Origin of the sequence: Geodermatophilus obscurus DSM 43160, assembly GCF_000025345.1 — a bacterium.
In the GTDB taxonomy this organism is placed as follows: domain Bacteria; phylum Actinomycetota; class Actinomycetes; order Mycobacteriales; family Geodermatophilaceae; genus Geodermatophilus; species Geodermatophilus obscurus.
Window position 1 is genome coordinate 1,508,338 of sequence record NC_013757.1, and the last position, 17,126, is coordinate 1,525,463.

The following is a 17,126-nucleotide window of genomic DNA, read 5'->3' on the forward strand; positions in this document are numbered from 1 at the left end:
GCGCGCGGGTTTCCCACGACATTAGGTGGCCGCCCGCAGAGGTAGATCACACCTGACCAGCCGGGCTAAGCAGACCAGCCGCGGGGACGCTGCGCTTATCCACGGGTCTGGCCAGTCCGCCGGCGTTGCTGCTGTGCTTGCGCCCCAACCACCAGCCGCTGTAATGCGGCCGACGCGTCAGAGACGTGCGACCCCGGCAGACCCGAATGACTGACCAGCCTCCGGGCATCGGCCCGGGGAGCCGGTCAAACGCTCACGGTCCGCACGAAGTCCGCAGTATGTGCGCACGACACCCGTACTCGTCCAACGGCAGTCAACGTCTTCCCCGCCTAGAAACGCAGGTCAGACCGGCGGCTCGGAGAGTCCGTGCAGGTCGGCGGCCCACCCCTCAATCATGTCGGGGATCTCACATGGATGGGCTTGGGGCTCGATGCTGATACCCCGTGGCTTCACAGCCCACGAATCGGCCGCACCGGCAGGTCCCCGCCATTCGTCAGCCTTGGGCGGCCGCGGTCGCCGCGGTCACCCCGTGGTCGGCAGGACGGCGCGGCTCTATTGGAGGCCCGTACGCCTCACGGTTGACATAGTGACCAGTACCACACTGTGGCAGCATTGAGCACCCGAAGCGCATATGCCCGGCATGCCCATACCGGGAGGTGCTACATGACGTTGACCCAGCCCCTACGCAAGGCCTTGGTCCGGGCGGTGCTCTGCCTCGCGGCGGTAGCCCTGCTCACGACGGCGTCACCGGCGAGCGCGGCTCCGCCGAGCCCGAGCCCTGCCAAGATGGACTACGTCGCCCTCGGCAGCTCGTTCGCCGCCGGGCCCGGGATCCCGAACATCATCGACCCACGCTGCGGACGGTCGGACAACAACTACGCGCACCTCGTCGCAGAAGCCCTGCAGCTCACCCTCACTGATGTGACCTGCAGCGGGGCCACAATCAACAACATCATCGGCACACCGCAGAACGGGCGTCCTGCGCAGATCACAGCGGTGACGGACGCCACGGACGTCGTCACGGCCACCATCGGCGGCAACGACGTCAACTACATGGCTGACCTGCACCGCAACTCCTGCGCCGTCGAAGGGACGACGGCCGTGCCGGGAAATGATCCGGCCGTGCCCGACCCGTTCGATCCGCTCATTTGCACTCAGTTCAATCTGGCGGCGGCACAAGAACAGCTGGCCGGCCTCACCGCGGAACTCGTCGACATGGTGGAGGCGATCCAGGAGGCGGCGCCCAACGCCCGCGTCGTACTCGTCGACTACCTCACGATCCTCCCGCAGAACGGCAAGCCCTGCCCCGGCCTGCCGCTGGACCGGGAGGAGATCGGATACTCCCTGGACGTCGCCCGGCAGCTGGCCCTGGCCACGAAGCACGCCGCCCAACGGACAGGCGCCGAACTGGTCGAGCTCTCCAAGGCCAGCCGGCACCACGACGTCTGCTCGGCGGATCCGTGGGTGACGGCGTGGGAGTTCGGTCCGGACATCTTCGCCGGTGGGGCTCTGGCTTACCACCCCAACGAGGAGGGCATGGAGGCTGCCGCGGCGCTGGTCATCGACCAACTGAGCTGAGCAGAGACGCCCCGGGCGGCAGCGCCACCCGCCGCCTGGGGCGTCCAGCATCGCGCCCGCAGGCCGGGTTCCAACGGCTCCACGCGTGTCGTCCCAGGCGTGGCCGCCGGACCCGCAGGAGCGCCGCCGCGCGCGACCTCCCCGCCGGCGCGGGAGGCCCTACGTTGAGCTGCCGGACGGGTCGGGGTATCAAACCCGCGCAGCCCGCCGCAGGCGGACCTTGACGACGGCGCAGCCGGCGCCACGCGCAGCGTGGCCAGGTGGGTGCTTCAGGGCTGCCCCAACGACCGCGGCGCGACGACATCGGCAGCACCCTTCGGTCAGGGAGCTCCGACAACAAGACACGACGCGGGGGCTCTTGGCGGACCGGTCCCTGGCCCCGGGGTCCTGCCGTACTCAGGGTGCGGTATCGAGCGCCATGAGCCGAGCGTGGCCAGATCGGCGCTCGCCGGAGGGTGTCTGTCCGGATGTTGTGGCCAGTGAGCCGTTGTCCACAGGGACCAATTGCGCACGTGCGCCCCCATGCTCTCGGCCCCTGCGATGGCGGCATACGCACAGGCCTTCTCCGACTGCAGCGGGTCGGGGAAAGGTGGGCCGCAGGCCCATCCCGCAGGGACGCGTCAGCGCCCTGCCGGCGGCCCGCGGCAGCCGGCAGCCTCGGTCGGCTGTGGAGCGGTTGCCCGGTCCCTCAGGGCGGCTCGGATGGGCCCGCAGATTACGCCACCTCAGTCCGCATACAGTCCGCAAAGTCCGCAGAGAGTCCGCAAATCAGCCAGCATCGGTCGTCGCCGACCACTAGCGCCCAACGATAAAGCCGCAGGTCAAGCCCATTTTTCATCGATCACCGCAAGCAGCCGTGCATCCCGGGTCAGTTCTGGGTCTTCGACTCCGCGGAACCTTCCGCAGTGTGGGCTGAGGGCGGCGACCAAAGCGGTCGGCGCACTGCGTCCGCTCGGGCGGCAGCCCAGGTTGGCGTGGACTCCACGGACTGCTCGCCGCCGTCTGAGCACGCGGGTCGACGGGGCTACTGTTCGATCATGTCTCCCGCCGAGCGGCAGTCCGAGGTCCTGGACCTCGTCATCGGCGCTGACGGCTCCGGCAGCGTCGACGCCGCGCAACTCGCTCGCTTGGGCGTCGAGCCCGGCACTCACCTGAGCGTCGTGCCCATCGGACCGGCCCGGGCGGCGGAGCGCCGCCGCTCCGTGCGGGGAGCCCTGGCCGGTTCGGGGCCTGTGCCGAGTCTGGAGGACTTCGACGTCGCCAGCTCAGCTGCGGCACGGGACGCGGCCGACCGCTACCGCGACGGCGGCGTTTGGGACACGTCGACCCGGTGAGGGTCGTCGCCGACACCCACGCGCTGGTCTGGTACCTACTTGACGACCCGGATCGCAGGCTCTCGCCGGATGCGCTCACCGCGCTGGAGCAGGCGGAGTCGACCGACGGCATCGCCGTCTCCGTCGCCTCGGTCGTCGACCTCTGGTACGTGATCCGCACGCGGGGGACGTTCACCGACGACCAGCTGGACCAGGTCGTTGAGCTGCTTCGCGACCCGGAGTCTTCGCTCGAGGCCGAGCCGATCACCCTGGACGTCGCCGCGGCGTTCCGGCAGATCCCCCGCGACGCCCTCGGCGACCCGTGGGACCGCTTCATCACCGCCACGGCCATGGCCCTCGGCCTGCCGCTGGTCACCCGCGACCGGCGCATCTGCGAGTCAGGACTGGTCGAGACGATCTGGTAGCAGCGTCGCCCTCGTCAGAGGGCGCTAACCGCATCAGCGCCTCGTGGACGGGCGCAACCAGCATCGCGGCGTCCCGGCCGGCGTCCATGGCGTTGGGAGGCCGTCGATTCCGTCCCGGTCGGCAGTCCGGTAGTGCTGCCCTGAGGTTCGTTGCCCTCGCCGGGTCCGCGGAGCGCCGCCCGCGCGAAGGTTTTCGATGGGTTTTCCATGGCCCCGCCCGCGCGGCGACCATCTCGGCAAGAGACCCCCTCGCGAACCTGCAGGTCAGAGGGGTGTGAGAGGTGAGGAGGTGCGCCATCAGGGACTCGAACCCCGAACCCGCTGATTAAGAGTCAGCTGCTCTGCCAATTGAGCTAATGGCGCGTGTCGTCCGGCTGCGTCGGGCGACAGGGGTGAACGATACCAGCGCCCTCCTGCCCGCCGGCGAGGTGGTCCGGCGTCCCGCGGCCGTCCCCCGTTCCGGCGCCGACGTGGACACTGGTGGGCCGGTGCAACCAGTCGTCCGGGATGACGGCTGCGCAGGACGCGGAGGGAAACCCGATGAGAGGCACGTCCGCGCTGGTCACGGCGACGGCGCTGGTCCTGCTGACCGGCTGCCAGGGCAGTGGCGGCGGGACGGCGGCGGCGCCGACGACGACCGCGGCCCCACCCCTGCCCCCGCCCCCGGTCGCGGTCGAGGTCGCGTCGGCCGACGGTGCGACCGATGTCTCACCCAGGGTCCCACTCGAGATCTCCGTCACCGACGGCGAGCTCACCGACGTGAGCGTCGTCGACGGCGCCGGTGCCGAGGTGCCCGGCTCGGTGGCCGACTCGGCCGGGGACCCGGCCGTCGACGTCTGGACCCCGGAGACCCCGCTCGCGTACGGCTCCAGCTACACGCTGACCGCGACCGCCGAGGGCGAGGGCGGCGAGCCCGCCGAGGCCGCGACCACCTTCACCACGGTGACCCCGCAGCGGCAGCTGACGCCGTCGATCGGCCCGCTGGACGGCCAGACGGTCGGCGTCGGCATGCCGATCCGCGTCTACTTCGGCGAGCCGGTCACCGACAAGGCCGCTGTCGAGCGCAACCTGCGGGTGACCAGCTCGACCCCGACCGACGGCGTCTGGAACTGGTTCAGCGACACCGAGGTGCACTTCCGCCCGTCGCAGTACTGGCCGGAGAACACCGACGTGACCCTCGACGCCGATCTCTACGGCGTGGACCTCGGCAACGGCGTGTGGGGCGAGACCGACCGCACGGTCTCCTTCGCCATCGGCGAGCGGCACGTCTCGATCGCCGACGCGGACACCCACCAGATGGAGGTCTACGACGGCGACCAGCTGGTGCAGACCTTCCCGATCAGCGCCGGCAGCCCGGACAACCCCAGCTACAACGGCGCGCACGTGGTCACCGAGATGAACCGCGACCGGGTCATGGACTCCAGCACCTACGGCGTCCCGGTCGACAGCCCCGACGGCTACCGCACGCCGGTCGAGTACGCCGTCCGCATCTCCGACAGCGGCGAGTTCGTGCACGCCGCCCCGTGGTCGGTGGCCCAGCAGGGCCGCGAGAACGTCTCCCACGGCTGCATCAACCTCTCGACCGAGAACGCCCGCTGGTTCTTCTCGTTCTCGCAGCCCGGCGACGTCGTGGAGATCCGCGGATCCGATGCCGGGACGCTGCGGTCGGACGTCTACGACTGGACCATCCCCTGGGCGGAGTGGCAGGCCGGCAGCGCGCTCACCTGAGCGTTTCCGCCTGCCACGCCCGGGGAATGATCACCCGGTCCCCGAGTCGAGGAGAGTGCCGTGGACACCTGGGTGATCGTGCTGATCGTCGTGGTCGTGGTGGCGTTGCTGGCCGTGCTCGCCCTGACGATGGCCAAGCGCAACCGCATCAACGGGGCCCGCAAGCGGGAGCAGGCCCGCGACCACCTGCGCGAGGCGGAGCTGCGCGCGGCGCAGGCGGAGAAGGAGCAGGCGGCCGCCGAGGAGCAGGCGGCCCGCGCCCGGCGGGAGCGGGCCGAGGTCGAGGAGCGGACCCGACTGGCCGAGCAGGAGGCGCAGGAGCGCGCGAGCCGGGCGGGTGAGCACGCCTCGGCAGCCGAGCAGCTGCGCGCCAAGGCCGAGAAGCTGGCCCCGGGCCTGGCCGACCAGCACGGCCGGCACTCCGACGGCCGCGCGCCGCAAGCCGCCGACGACCGGACGCAGACGTACCAGCAGGCCACCGACCCGGACCAGCCGAGCGGCGGCGCCACCCGCCGCTGAGTTCCGGCTCCTCGGACGGTCTGACGTCCGAGGGGCGCGTCCTGCGCCCCGCCGACCTCCCGGAGGGGCGCCATGACCGACCTGCTCGCCATCGGCACGCGCAAGGGCCTGTGGCTGGCCCGCAGCGACGACGACCGCCGCACCTGGACCCTGGGCGAGCCGCACCTGCTCGCCCAGGAGGTCGCGGCCGTCTCGATCGACACCCGCGGCCCCGCGCCGCGCGTGCTGGCCGGCATCCAGTACGGGCACTGGGGCCCGACGGTCATGCGGTCCGACGACCTCGGCGCGAGCTGGCAGGAGACCGAGACCGGCGCCATCCGCTTCCCCGAGGACACCGGCGCGGCCCTCGCTCGCGTCTGGCAGCTGCGCCCCGACAGCGCCGACCGGCCCGGCGTCGTGTGGGCCGGCTGCGAGCCGCACTCGCTGTGGCGCAGCACAGACGGCGGCTGCAGCTTCGAGCTGGTCCGCGGCCTGTGGGACCACCCGCACCGGCCGACCTGGGCACCCGGCGCCGGGGGCGGGGCGGTGCACACGGTGCTGCCCGACCCCGCCTCCGACCGGGTGACCGTGGCGATGAGCACCGGCGGCGTCTACGTCAGCGAGGACGGCGCCTCGGCGTGGGAGCCGCGCAACGCCGGCATCAGCGCCGTCTTCCTGCCCGAGCCCGCGCCCGAGTACGGCCAGTGCGTGCACAAGGTCGCCGTCGACGCGGCCGGCCCGTACCGGATGTACGCGCAGAACCACTTCGGCGTCTTCCGCACCGACGACGCGGGCGGGTCGTGGACGTCGATCGCCGAGGGCCTGCCCGCCGACTTCGGCTTCCCGGTCGTCGCCTCGCCGTCCACCCCCGGCACCGCCTGGGTGGTCCCGCTGGTGGCCGACGCGCAGCGGGTGCCACCGGACGGCCGGCTGCAGGTGCAGCGCACGCGCGACGCGGGGGAGACCTGGACCGCGCTGACCAGCGGACTGCCCGACGCCTGCTGGGCGGCCGTCGTGCGCGACGCGGCCTGCGCCGACGAGGCCGACCCGACCGGGCTCTACCTCGGCACCCGGGACGGCTGCGTCTATGCCAGCGCCGACGAGGGCGACACCTTCACCCTGGTCGCCGACCACCTGCCCGACGTCCTCGTCGTCCGCGCCGCCCGGATCCGACCGTGAGCGTCGAGGTGGTGCTGCCCGGCGTCCTGGCCGACCTGGCCGGCGGCACCCGGCACCTGGACGTCGCCTCGGGCGGGGGCACGCTCGCCGACCTGCTCGACACGCTGGCCGCCGTCCACCCGGCGCTGGCCCGCCGGATCCGCGACGAGGCCGGCGCGCTGCGGCGTTTCGTCAACGTCTACGTGGACGGCGACGACGTCCGGTTCACCGGGGGGCTGGGTGCTCCGGTGCCCGACGGCGCCGTCGTCCAGGTGCTGCCGTCGGTGGCCGGCGGCTGAGCGGAGCGCCCCGCGGCAGCGAACGGGGTCGCTGGGTCACAGGACGGCGAGCGCCGCGCACTCCGCGCACAGCTGCGAGCTGTCGTAGTCCTCCGGCGGCCACACGGTCTGCTCGTCCACCGCGACGTAGGCCCCGCACAGCGCCTTGCGGCTGCGGCCGTTCACCTTGCCGATGGTCGCGTGCGCCGGTCCGATCTGCCGCGGGACGAGGCCCTCCGCGGTGCCCACCGAGCCGACCATCACGACGGCGTGAGCGGTCCCGTAGGAGTAGGCGAGAGTCATGGCCCCAGGGTCGCCACGAGGAGCGGGGCCGGGCCAGCACCCGGGAGGCGCGTGTCGGCTGCACCCGCCACAGCCGTCGCTGCCGTCACAGCGGCGCTCTGCCGGGAGCGGGACGGCTCGGGCTCGACTGTCGCCGGCCGCGGACCGCAGAGCGTTCGTGATCACCACCCCTGCGCGCGCGGTGAACACCGACGACGACGTCCGGAGCGGGTCCCGGGCGGCACCGCACTGGGCGGCGTCGAGGACGTCATGCGCGGCGTCGTGGGCGCGCAGGGCACGATCGCCGCCGCCGTCGAGGAGCAGAGCGTGGCGACCGCACAGGCGCGAGAGGCCATCGCCGGCGCCTCGCGCGAGGCGGCGCCCATGGCCGCCGACCTGCAGCGGATCGGACCCGGCGAGACCGTGCCGGTGCGCACCCCGGCCGGGGACCGGCGGGGTCCGCGGGCTGCTACTCGCGGACGACCCACACCTCGGCCGGTCCCTGTGGCGTGCTCCGGACCTGCACGGGCTCGAACCGCTGGTAGACCCCGAACCAGCGGGGCCCGTCGTAGACCAGCACCGAGGACGTCAGCAGCTCGGCGGGCACCTCGTCGATCTCGCCGTGCCGCGGGCCACCCCAGTGGAAGATCAACGGCATGGGGGCACGCTAGCCCTGTCCTGTTCCGACGTCGTGGGCAGGACGGCGCGAGGCACCGGGTTCGTCAGGCCGGTCCGGCGTGGACGTCGGTGTCCACGCCCTCCCGATGCGCGTAGGGTCGGGACAGGCGTGGGACATCCACCGCCGACCGCGCGTCGAGCAACGGCGTGCAGCCCGCACGGGATCCGGGCTCGGGTCCCGCGGCCGAGGTCACCAGCCCCCGGTTCGAGCAGACCGGAGGCCCTCCGTGGCCAGCAGCCAGGACCCGCAGTCCGCGCTCGCCGCGGAGGCGCTGGAGCGCCTGGGCCGGTTGTCGCTGCGCGAGCTGTCGATGGACGACCTGCTGCAGACCGTGGCCGACCTGACCAACAGGGCGATGCCCGGCGATCCCGAGACGTCGGTGACGCTGCTGGTCCGGGACCGTCCCACCACCGTCGCGACGACGGGGCAGATGGCCGTCGACCTCGACGAGTCGCAGTACGACCGCGGTCACGGGCCGTGTCTGCACGCCGCGCGCAGCGGCGAGCCGACCGAGATCGCCGACACCCGCACCGAGACCCGGTGGCCCGACTACCTGCCGCGGGCCGTCGAGCACGGCAACCTCAGCTCCCTGTCGGTCCCGCTCGTCATCGACGAGGACGACCAGGTCACCGGGGCGCTGAACATCTACGCCCGCCGCGCGCACGCCTTCGACGAGGACAGCCGGGCGGCGGCCACCAGGTTCGGCCCGTACGCATCCGTGGCGGCCGGCAACCTGTACGCCTACCGGAGCGCCCGCCGCACGGCCGACAACCTGCAGGCCGCGCTGGAGTCGCGCGCGGTCATCGACCAGGCCAAGGGCGTCCTCGTGGAGCGCTACCGGCTCGCCCCGGACCAGGCCTTCCAGATGCTGGCCCGGGCGTCGATGAACGCCAACCGGAAGGTGCGGGACGTCGCCGACGAACTCGTGCGCACCGGGGAGTTCGCCGTGGCGGCACCGCGAGGCCCCGAACGGCGGTCCGGCCCCGCGTCTGCTCCCGGTCGCCCAGGACCTGGCGCACCGCGACACTCCTGATCAGCCGCCGGTGTTCCCCGGGGGGCTCCGGCGGTCAGGCCCCGCCGCTCCAGACCACGGGCGGCGGGGCCGCCCCTCAGCACCCGCCCCGGCACGGGGGAGGCCCTGGCCGGTCGCCGGATTGCCGTCGTTCCAGTCTCCGGGCAGGAGCAGCCGTGTTCACCCCGCAACCGCTCCAGGCACCGGCGGGCGCCTGAGCACGGAACGACACGAGGCCCCTACACGGCGCACCCATCGCGCGGGCCTCGTGTCGTTGCCCGCCCGCGCGCGCCGGAACCCGCCCGGTGGCTCGGGCGCAGGTGCAGGCTGTGGCCGTTTCCGCGTCGCACCTCGGGAGGAACGACCATGCCACCCCTGATCGACCTGGACAGCGCGGCTACGTCCGCACCGCGGATGCGCGCGTCGGACGCCGACCGGCTGGCCACCGTCAAGCAACTGCAGGACGCGGTGGCCCGCGGCCTGCTCACGCCGGACGAGGGCGGGGAGCGGATGGCCGATGCCTTCGCCGCCGTCCACCTGACCGACCTCGACCCGCTGACCGAGGACCTCCCGCCGGCGCCGCCCGAGCGCACGGCGCCGGGCTGGCGGTCGCTCGGGGTGCTCGCGGTCGAGCAGGTGCGGACCTCCCTGACCACCGCCGCCACCGGCCGTCTGAACGCGGCGCGGGTGGCGGTCGTGCTCCTCGTCGCCTCCCTCTTCCTCGTTCTCGTCGGCGCCCTGAGCGGGGTGGCGCTGTCCGACAGCGGCGGCGGGGGCGGTGACGGCGGCTGGCACGAGTGGCACGAGCACCGGGATCACCACTGGGACCACGACTGACCTGCTCGGCGAGCTCGCCGCCCGGAGATTGCGAGCAGGACCGGGCGGGCATGCGGTGACGCCGTTGCGCCAGTACACGCGGTCCTGGCTGTCGCGCTGCTCGCTCCACCGGCTGGGGGGCTCGCGGGACGTGGGTTCTGCTCCGTGCGGTCGGTCGGTGAGGACCGGCCGCACCGTCGGCAGCCGGCTGCGATGCGCACTCGCCCGCTGCTGCTCCTCCCCGATCGAGGGGCAGCGGGTCCCCGCCGCCGTGAGCGGCGCCGGAACGGGCGAAGGCCCTGGTCAGCGAACTGACCAGGGCCTCCACCGCATGGGGTGAGTGACGGGGCTCGAACCCGCGACACCCAGGATCACAACCTGGTGCTCTACCAGCTGAGCTACACCCACCACGTCTCCCGGACGGCCGCTCGACAGCGGGTCGTCCGGGGAACCGGCACCACGATACCGGAGACCCTCAGGCGTCCGACGCGGCCGGGGGTACCTGCCCGGGGGTGCCGGCGTCCTCGGCCGCGAACAGCCCCGCGAAGGACGCCGCGACCCGCGACGCGGCCGCCTGCGCCTGGGACGTCGAGGGCCCGGGGCCGTCGACGAACAGCGTCTGCCGGTAGTAGGCGAGCTCGCGCACCGACTCGATGATGTCGGCCAGCGCACGGTGGGCCAGCCCCTTCTGCGGCTGGGCGAAGTACACCCGCGGGAACCAGCGGCGGGCCAGCTCCTTGACCGAGGAGACGTCGATCATCCGGTAGTGCAGGTGGTCGTCGAGCTCGGGCATGTCTCGAGCGAGGAAGCCGCGGTCGGTGCCGATCGAGTTGCCGCACAACGGCGCCGTCCGCCGCTCGGGCACGAACCGCTTCACGTAGGCCAGCAGCTGCTGCTCGGCCTCGGCGACGGTGAGCGTCGAGGCCCGCACCGCCTCGGTGAGACCGGACTTGGCGTGCATCTCGGTGACGACCTCGACCATGCCCTCGAGCGCGGCGTCGTCGGCGGAGATGACCAGGTCCAGGCCGGGGTCGAGGACGTTGAGCTCGGAGTCGGTGACCAGCACCGCGACCTCGATGAGCTTGTCCCGGGTGAGGTCCAGCCCGGTCATCTCGCAGTCGATCCAGACCAGGTGTCCCGCGCTGTCCGCCACGGGTTCCGACCCTACGTCGCGCCCCAGGCGGTCGCCCGCACGGCAGGCGATACGGAACTCGCCACTCCCGTACTCCTCGGGAGCCCGGAAACGGGCCTCGCGCCTCGCTAGGCTCCGCGGACCGCCCCGAGTCCAGGAGTACCGCCGTGCCCCGTGCCGTCCCCGTCGCCGACCGAGCGGCCCCGTCGGCTCCGGGCTCGGCGAGGACCGCGCTGCGCCACCCGGTCGCGACCCTCCGGTGGCTGTGGCCGGCCTACGTCACGCCGGGCCGCCCCGGCCGCCCGACGACCCAGCGGGAGCTGCGCTGGGTCTACACGGCCTGGCTGGGCGCCTTCCTGCTGAAGATGCTCGGCTCGTCGTGGGACGTCTCGTGGCACTTCATGTGGCTCCGTGACGACCTCGCCCCGCCGCACCTGCTCAACTCCGCCGGCACCGTCGTGGTCGTCGCGCTGGTGCTCTTTTCCAGCTACACCGGCTACGGCGTCGACCGCCGCGCGCTGCGCCTGATGCAGGGGGGCACCGCGGTCTTCCTCGTCGCCGTCCCGGTCGACATCGTCAACCACCGCGTCAACGGGCTGGACATCACCAGCTGGAGCCCCAGTCACGCGCTGCTCTACCTCGGGACGGCGATCATGCTGGCCGGGGCGATCCGCGGCTGGTGGCTGTACGCCGCGCCGGGCCGCGTGCGGGACGCCATCGCCCTGGGGCTGTGGCTGTTCTTCGTCGAGAACGCCGTCTTCCCCAACCAGCACCAGGAGTACGGCATCCTCTCGCTGCGCGCCTACGAGGCCGGGCGGACGACGGCCGAGCAGCAGCTGCTGGACTTCGCCGCCGCCCAGGGCCAGACGCCGACGATGTTCATGCTCCCGGTGCCGTCCTGGGTGCACCCGGCCTGGCTGCTGTGCGCCGGGCTGCTCTCCCTCGTCGTCGCCCGGCGGGTCGCCGGCCTGCGCTGGGCCGCGACCGCCGTCGCCGCCGTCTACCTGGCCTACCGCGCCGCCATGTGGCTGGGACTGGTCGCGATCGGCTTCCCGCCGTCGGTGCTGCCGCTGGCGCTGCTCGCGGGCGCGGTCGCCGTCGACCTGGCCGTCTCCCGCCGGCTGCCCGGCTGGCTGGCCGGACCGCTGGTGGCCGCGGTCACCTACCTGGCCGGCGACCTGCTCGCCGCCGTCGGTGCCCTGCCCCCCTGGAACTGGGAACCGGAGGTGGTGCTGCTCACCGGCGCGGGGTTCACGCTGCTCTGGGCGGGCCTCGACGTCGTCGCCCGCAGCCGCTCGCTGACCGCCTGGCGCACGCCTCTCGAGGAGCACGGGGAGACGCCCGGCCTCCTGGTGACGGGCGGCGCGCCGACCCGCTGAGTGTCCCGGACCGGCCCGTCACATGCCGTAGCGTCGGAGACCGCTCCTCCCGGCGACCGCGCTCCGAACCGGCGTGCCGCGGCCCCGTGCCGTCCCACCGCCCCCGTTCCCTGCCCCGGAGGACCCACGTGCTGGCCCTGACCCCCCGGCCGCTGCAGACGGCGGGGGAGCGTGCGCTCTTCGCCGAACTGACCCGCTGGGACACCGGCGGCGCGGTCCGGGGTGCGGTCGTCGCCTCCCTGCCGGTCCTCGACGGACCGGTGGGCCGCCGGATCTCCGACGCGGTGCTCTTCGTGCCGGAGGGGTTCGCCGTCGTCCGCATCGCCGAGGTACCCCGGCAGCGCGGCGTGGTCACCGCGCTGCCCGAGGGGTCGTGGACCGTCGGCCCCGAGGCCGGTCGCCCGGGCGAGGTGCTGCAGCTCTCCGGCGGCGGGTCCACCCCGCTGGACGGGTTGATGCGCGCCGGCATGGACACCGCCGTGCGGCTGCGCCGCGCCGGCCTGGAGCCCGGCCGGATCGCCCGGCTGACCGTGCTGGTCGGCGACCTCTCCGGCCTGGTCCCTGCCGACGGCGACCTGGGCGAGGGGGACCAGGTCGCGCTGCTCGAGCCCCGCTCGCTGCTGCTCGGCATCGCCCGCTCGGCCCGCTACACCGGCGTCGCCAACCCGCGCCTGTGGACGACGGCCGACGTGCGCGCCGCCCTGGAGGCCCTCGAGCTCGACGGGCGGGTGCCGACCACCCAGGAGCTCAACGGCGAGGGCTTCCCCTACTCGCCCTACGTGCTGCGGACACCTGAGCTGCTCGCCCCGGCCGCGATGGCCGCGGCGGTGGCAGGGATCGAGGCCGGAGGAGCGGCCCCGGTGCCGGCGGCACACCACCCGGCGCCGCACGCCGCCGCGCCCGAGCCGCTGCGCCCGCTGGTCGACCCGGCGGCCGCTGCAGCCGTGGCCGCCGCCGCGATCCGCGCCGACGAGGAAGCCGCCCGTGCGGCGGCCCCGGCCTACGCGCGCGCCCAGGACCTCGCCGTCGCCGCGCCGGCCCGGCCGATGGACACCCTCGTCGGGCCCACCGTCGGCGTGCGCGAGGACGAGAGCGGTGGTCTCGGCGGGCTGTTCGCCGCCGCCGAACCGTTCGCCGCCGAACCGGTCGCCGCGGAGCCGGTCGCCTCCCAGCCCGCTGTGCCACCGGCCCACGTCCAGCCCCCGGCCGCGCCGCCCGTCGTGTCCGGGACCCGGGCCGCCGGCGTCCCCCTGGTGGGGCCGAGCCGACGGCAGCCCTCGCCGCGGCGCACTGCGCTGCTCGTCGCGGCCGCCCTGCTGCTCGTCGTCCTCCTCGGGGTGGGCGTGACCGCACTGTTCGGCGGGGGCGACGAGGCGAGTGCCGATGCGGCACCGTCCACCGCCGGGCAGGCCGGAGCGCCCGCCGAGGCCGCCGGCGGCCCGCAGCCCGGGCAGATCGAGACGGTGGACGGCCGCACCTTCGTCGCCCAGTGGGTGCAGAGCGACCCGACCTGCGTCGGCAACGCCTACGGCGCGGTGGCCGACTTCTTCACCGCCACCGACTGCGCGGGACTGGCGCGGGCGCTGTACTCGACCGACGTCGGCGGCCGGCCGGTCGTCGTCTCGGTGTGGGCGGCCGACATGGGTGAGCCGAGCGGCGCCCTGGCGCTGCGCGCGCTGGCCGACCAGAACGGCAGCGGCAACGTCAGCGACCTGCTGCGCGAGGGCGTCCGCTACCCGGGCGGTCCCGTGCAGCTGTCCGGGGCGGAGTACGCCAGCGCCGTCTCGGGCGGCACCGTGACGATCGTCGAGACCGCCTGGGCCGGACCCGGGTCGACCGGCTCGGCCGCCGACCTCGACGCCGTCGCCTCGACCGCGCTGGTGCTGCCCGTGCCGCAGCCCAATCCCTGAGCGGCTCTCGATGATCAGGTGACCTGGTCCCACCGGCCCCTCCCTCACCACCCATCGTGAGGGAGGAGCCTGAACGATCAGCTCACCTGATCATCGGGGGCTCAGGCGGTCGCGGCGGCCTCGGCCATCGCGGCCAGCAGCGCCGCCGTCCGCCGGCGGGGCATCCGGCCGGCGCTGTGCGGGGTGGAGTTGACCAGCCCGAAGACGGCGTGCGCCCTGGCCCGGTTGGTCGCGGCGTCCGAGGCCGGGTGCACCCGCCCCAGGACGTCGACCCACACCTCCACGTAGCGGCGCTGCAGCCAGCGCACCTGCGCGGCATCCTCGTCGGCCAGCGAGCCGAGGTCGCGGTCGTGCACGGTGATCAGCGCGGGGTTGTCCAGCGCGAAGTCGACCTGGAAGGCGATCAGCGTGCGCAGCTGCGCCATGGGGTCGTCCCCGGCGGCGGCCACCCGCGCGGTGCCGCCCTCGAGCAGCCGCTCGCTGATGCGCAGCAGCATCTCGGCGAGCATCGCGTCCTTGCTGGCGAAGTGCCGGTAGATCGCCGGCCCGGTCACCCCGACGGCCGCCCCGACGTCGTCGACCCCCACGGCGCGCGAACCGCGCTCGGCGAACAGCTGCGCCGCGGCTAGCAGGATCTGCTCGCGGCGCGACGGCCGGGCCGCGTCCGCGTGCAACGCGGTGTTGGCGTCCGTCACGGCGGTGATGTTAACGCTCGTTGACCCCCGTCGTGAACCGCGGTTAACATCCCGGCCGTGGACGCCCCCGTGCTCGCCGGCAGGTCGACGACCGACGGCGCGGCCGCCGCGCGCAACGCCGAGGCGCACGCCGGGCTCGTCGCCGACCTGACCGAGCAGCTGCGCCGGGTGGCGCTCGGCGGCGGGGAGCGGGCCCGCGAGCGGCACACCGCGCGGGGCAAGCTGCTGCCGCGCGAGCGGGTCGACGCGCTGCTCGACCCGGGCAGCCCGTTCCTGGAGCTCTCGCCGCTGGCCGCCCACGGCATGTACGGCGGCGAGGCGCCGGCCGCGGGGATCATCACCGGCATCGGGCGGGTGGCCGGCCGCGAGGTGGTCGTCGTCGCCAACGACGCCACCGTCAAGGGCGGCACCTACTACCCGATGACGGTGAAGAAGCACCTTCGCGCCCAGGAGGTGGCGCTGCACAACCGGCTGCCGTGCGTCTACCTGGTCGACTCCGGCGGCGCCTTCCTGCCGATGCAGGACGAGGTCTTCCCCGACCGCGAGCACTTCGGCCGCATCTTCTACAACCAGGCCACGATGTCGAGGGCGGGCATCGCGCAGGTCGCCGCCGTCCTCGGCTCGTGCACCGCCGGTGGCGCCTACGTCCCGGCGATGAGCGACGAGGCGGTCATCGTCCGCGAGCAGGGCACGATCTTCCTCGGCGGCCCGCCGCTGGTGAAGGCGGCGACCGGCGAGGTGGTCACCGCCGAGGAGCTCGGCGGGGGAGACCTGCACAGCCGGGTCAGCGGGGTCACCGACCACCTGGCCGAGGACGACGCGCACGCGCTGCAGCTGGTCCGCCAGATCGTCGGCACCCTCGGCCCGCGCGCGCCCCGGCCGTGGGACGTCGAACCGGCCGAGGAACCGCTGCACCCGCGGGAGTCGCTCTACGACGTGGTGCCGCCCGACCCGCGCACGCCCTACGACGTCCGCGAGGTCATCGCCCGGCTGGTCGACGGCAGCCGGTTCGCCGAGTTCAAGCCGCTCTACGGGCAGACGCTGGTCACAGGTTTCGCCCGGCTGCACGGCCACCCGGTCGGCATCGTCGCCAACAACGGCGTGCTGTTCGCCGAGTCCGCGCTCAAGGGCGCGCACTTCATCGAGCTGTGCGACCGGCGCAGCATCCCGCTGCTGTTCCTGCAGAACATCTCCGGGTTCATGGTCGGCCGCGACTACGAGGCGGGGGGCATCGCCAAGCACGGCGCCAAGATGGTCACCGCCGTGGCCTGCGCGCGGGTGCCCAAGCTGACCGTCGTCATCGGCGGCTCGTTCGGCGCCGGCAACTACTCGATGTGCGGCCGGGCCTACTCGCCCCGGTTCCTCTTCACCTGGCCCAACGCCCGCATCTCGGTCATGGGCGGGGAGCAGGCGGCGTCGGTGCTGGCCCAGGTCCGCCGCGACGGCCTGGAGGCCCGCGGCGAGCAGTGGCCGGCCGAGGACGAGGAGGCGTTCAAGAAGCCGATCCGCGACCAGTACGAGACCCAGGGCCACCCGTACTACGCCACCGCCCGGCTCTGGGACGACGGCGTCATCGACCCCGCCCGGACCCGCACCGTGCTCGGCCTGGCCCTGTCCGCCTGCGCGAACGCGCCCCTCGAGGAGGTCGGCTATGGCGTCTTCCGGATGTGAGCGGCGGATCGTCGCCGGTTCAGGCCCCCGCGACCGGTGGCGCGGTCGGGTCGGCGGCCTCGGCGGTGACCTCCCGGAGCACGTAGTCCTCGATCGTCTCGAGGTCGTGGGTGGAGCGCTTCACGATGGTGAGAAGGTCGCTCATCTTGCTGACCTCCTCGATCTGCTCCTTGATGAACCACTGCATGAACTGGTCCGAGGCGAAGTCGTTCTCCCGCCGGGCGACACCGATGAGCGCGTTGATCTGCTCGGTGACCCGTTTCTCCTGCTCCAGGGCGAGCGCCACGGGGGCGACGACGTCGGAGAACTCGTTGACCGGGGCGGAGATGCCCGGGATGCGGACCGGCGCGTCGGAGTCCAGCAGGTACTGGACCATCATCATGGCGTGCTCGCGCTCCTCGAGCGCCTGGTCGAAGAACAGCTGGGCCGTCCGGGGCATGGTCAGCTCGTCGAAGTAGACGGCGCACGCCACGTACTGCTGGTGTGCGGCGAACTCGTTGCCGATCTGCGCGTTGAGCAGCTCGACGAAGGCAGGGGCGGCCATCGGGACTCCCGGACGTGTGCGGTGGCGG

General features: G+C 73.6%; 17 protein-coding genes and 2 tRNA genes. 12 read left to right on the forward strand and 7 right to left on the reverse strand.

The annotated features are described in order from the left end of the window. The first annotated feature begins 663 nt into the window (after positions 1–663). From GOBS_RS07160 to GOBS_RS07170, 3 genes are all read left to right on the forward strand, one after another. Positions 664–1,578: an SGNH/GDSL hydrolase family protein gene (locus GOBS_RS07160; protein ID WP_012947625.1), complete on the forward strand. Its 915-nt coding sequence runs from the start codon at positions 664–666 to the stop codon at positions 1,576–1,578. Between the two features lie 974 nt (positions 1,579–2,552). After that, on the forward strand, positions 2,553–2,912 hold the full coding sequence (locus tag GOBS_RS07165) for a hypothetical protein (protein ID WP_041241379.1): 360 nt from the start codon (positions 2,553–2,555) through the stop codon (positions 2,910–2,912). Next, entirely contained in the window at positions 2,909–3,316 is a 408-nt protein-coding gene (locus tag GOBS_RS07170) for a type II toxin-antitoxin system VapC family toxin (RefSeq protein ID WP_012947627.1), read from the forward strand. Before GOBS_RS07165 ends, GOBS_RS07170 begins: the two co-directional genes overlap by 4 nt. A gap of 290 nt (positions 3,317–3,606) precedes the next feature. Here the strand turns inward: GOBS_RS07170 and GOBS_RS07175 are convergent. Further along, a tRNA-Lys gene (locus tag GOBS_RS07175) sits at positions 3,607–3,679 on the reverse strand. 177 nt (positions 3,680–3,856) lie between these two features. Here GOBS_RS07175 and GOBS_RS07180 point away from each other — a divergent pair. The 4 genes from GOBS_RS07180 (at position 3,857) to GOBS_RS07195 (ending at position 6,999) form a co-directional block, all read left to right on the forward strand. Then, positions 3,857–5,044 (forward strand): L,D-transpeptidase, encoded by a 1,188-nt coding sequence (locus GOBS_RS07180; protein ID WP_041241380.1) that lies wholly within the window; start codon positions 3,857–3,859, stop codon positions 5,042–5,044. Positions 5,045–5,104: 60 nt separating this feature from the next. Further along, the gene (locus tag GOBS_RS07185) at positions 5,105–5,563 is read left to right on the forward strand and encodes a hypothetical protein (RefSeq protein ID WP_012947629.1); all 459 of its coding nucleotides are present in this window, start codon (positions 5,105–5,107) and stop codon (positions 5,561–5,563) included. Between the two features lie 72 nt (positions 5,564–5,635). Next, positions 5,636–6,721 (forward strand): WD40/YVTN/BNR-like repeat-containing protein, encoded by a 1,086-nt coding sequence (locus GOBS_RS07190; RefSeq protein WP_012947630.1) that lies wholly within the window; start codon positions 5,636–5,638, stop codon positions 6,719–6,721. Continuing rightward, complete coding sequence (locus GOBS_RS07195) at positions 6,718–6,999, forward strand: MoaD/ThiS family protein (RefSeq protein ID WP_012947631.1); 282 nt, start codon at positions 6,718–6,720, stop codon at positions 6,997–6,999. Before GOBS_RS07190 ends, GOBS_RS07195 begins: the two co-directional genes overlap by 4 nt. A gap of 36 nt (positions 7,000–7,035) precedes the next feature. Here the strand turns inward: GOBS_RS07195 and GOBS_RS07200 are convergent, their stop codons facing one another. Together GOBS_RS07200 and GOBS_RS07205 are read right to left on the reverse strand one after the other, a co-directional pair. Then, positions 7,036–7,281, reverse strand: coding sequence for a hypothetical protein (locus GOBS_RS07200; protein ID WP_012947632.1), 246 nt, complete (start codon positions 7,279–7,281; stop codon positions 7,036–7,038). Positions 7,282–7,729: 448 nt separating this feature from the next. Next, the gene (locus GOBS_RS07205) at positions 7,730–7,918 is read right to left on the reverse strand and encodes a hypothetical protein (protein WP_012947633.1); all 189 of its coding nucleotides are present in this window, start codon (positions 7,916–7,918) and stop codon (positions 7,730–7,732) included. Positions 7,919–8,165: 247 nt separating this feature from the next. On the opposite strand from GOBS_RS07205, the gene GOBS_RS07210 reads away from it, so the two are divergent. Beyond that, positions 8,166–8,972 carry a GAF and ANTAR domain-containing protein gene (locus tag GOBS_RS07210; RefSeq protein ID WP_012947634.1) on the forward strand — a complete coding sequence of 269 codons (807 nt, stop codon included), beginning with the start codon at positions 8,166–8,168 and terminating at the stop codon, positions 8,970–8,972. Between the two features lie 345 nt (positions 8,973–9,317). After that, the gene (locus GOBS_RS07215; RefSeq protein WP_012947635.1) at positions 9,318–9,788 is read left to right on the forward strand and encodes a DUF1707 SHOCT-like domain-containing protein; all 471 of its coding nucleotides are present in this window, start codon (positions 9,318–9,320) and stop codon (positions 9,786–9,788) included. A 311-nt stretch (positions 9,789–10,099) separates the two neighbouring features. Here GOBS_RS07215 and GOBS_RS07220 read toward each other — a convergent pair. Both GOBS_RS07220 and orn read right to left on the reverse strand, forming a co-directional pair. Continuing rightward, positions 10,100–10,175 (reverse strand) — tRNA-His (locus GOBS_RS07220). A 67-nt stretch (positions 10,176–10,242) separates the two neighbouring features. Next, positions 10,243–10,920, reverse strand: a complete 678-nt coding sequence (gene orn, locus GOBS_RS07225; protein ID WP_012947636.1) for an oligoribonuclease — start codon at positions 10,918–10,920, stop codon at positions 10,243–10,245. A gap of 146 nt (positions 10,921–11,066) precedes the next feature. On the opposite strand from orn, the gene GOBS_RS07230 reads away from it, so the two are divergent. Both GOBS_RS07230 and GOBS_RS07235 read left to right on the forward strand, forming a co-directional pair. After that, positions 11,067–12,278: a hypothetical protein gene (locus GOBS_RS07230; protein WP_012947637.1), complete on the forward strand. Its 1,212-nt coding sequence runs from the start codon at positions 11,067–11,069 to the stop codon at positions 12,276–12,278. 128 nt (positions 12,279–12,406) lie between these two features. Then, complete coding sequence (locus GOBS_RS07235; protein WP_012947638.1) at positions 12,407–14,188, forward strand: hypothetical protein; 1,782 nt, start codon at positions 12,407–12,409, stop codon at positions 14,186–14,188. 101 nt (positions 14,189–14,289) lie between these two features. Here GOBS_RS07235 and GOBS_RS07240 read toward each other — a convergent pair whose 3' ends face one another. Next, positions 14,290–14,883: an SACE_7040 family transcriptional regulator gene (locus GOBS_RS07240; RefSeq protein WP_012947639.1), complete on the reverse strand. Its 594-nt coding sequence runs from the start codon at positions 14,881–14,883 to the stop codon at positions 14,290–14,292. Positions 14,884–14,940: 57 nt separating this feature from the next. On the opposite strand from GOBS_RS07240, the gene GOBS_RS07245 reads away from it, so the two are divergent. Further along, a complete protein-coding gene (locus tag GOBS_RS07245; RefSeq protein ID WP_041241381.1) occupies positions 14,941–16,554 on the forward strand; it encodes a carboxyl transferase domain-containing protein in 1,614 nt (537 codons plus the stop codon). Positions 16,555–16,573: 19 nt separating this feature from the next. On the opposite strand, the gene GOBS_RS07250 is transcribed toward GOBS_RS07245, so the two are convergent. Beyond that, positions 16,574–17,098: a ferritin gene (locus GOBS_RS07250; RefSeq protein ID WP_012947641.1), complete on the reverse strand. Its 525-nt coding sequence runs from the start codon at positions 17,096–17,098 to the stop codon at positions 16,574–16,576. Between the last annotated feature and the right edge of the window lie 28 nt (positions 17,099–17,126).

Excerpts from the sequence above, each read along its gene's own strand:
- GOBS_RS07160 (WP_012947625.1), top strand. The coding sequence starts at position 664 with ATGACGTTGACCCAGCCCCTACGCAAGGCCTTGGTCCGGGCGGTGCTC.
- GOBS_RS07180 (WP_041241380.1), top strand. The coding sequence starts at position 3,857 with ATGAGAGGCACGTCCGCGCTGGTCACGGCGACGGCGCTGGTCCTGCTG.
- GOBS_RS07190 (WP_012947630.1), top strand. The coding sequence starts at position 5,636 with ATGACCGACCTGCTCGCCATCGGCACGCGCAAGGGCCTGTGGCTGGCC.
- GOBS_RS07200 (WP_012947632.1), bottom strand. The coding sequence starts at position 7,281 with ATGACTCTCGCCTACTCCTACGGGACCGCTCACGCCGTCGTGATGGTC.
- GOBS_RS07205 (WP_012947633.1), bottom strand. The coding sequence starts at position 7,918 with ATGCCGTTGATCTTCCACTGGGGTGGCCCGCGGCACGGCGAGATCGAC.
- GOBS_RS07215 (WP_012947635.1), top strand. The coding sequence starts at position 9,318 with ATGCCACCCCTGATCGACCTGGACAGCGCGGCTACGTCCGCACCGCGG.
- GOBS_RS07250 (WP_012947641.1), bottom strand. The coding sequence starts at position 17,098 with ATGGCCGCCCCTGCCTTCGTCGAGCTGCTCAACGCGCAGATCGGCAAC.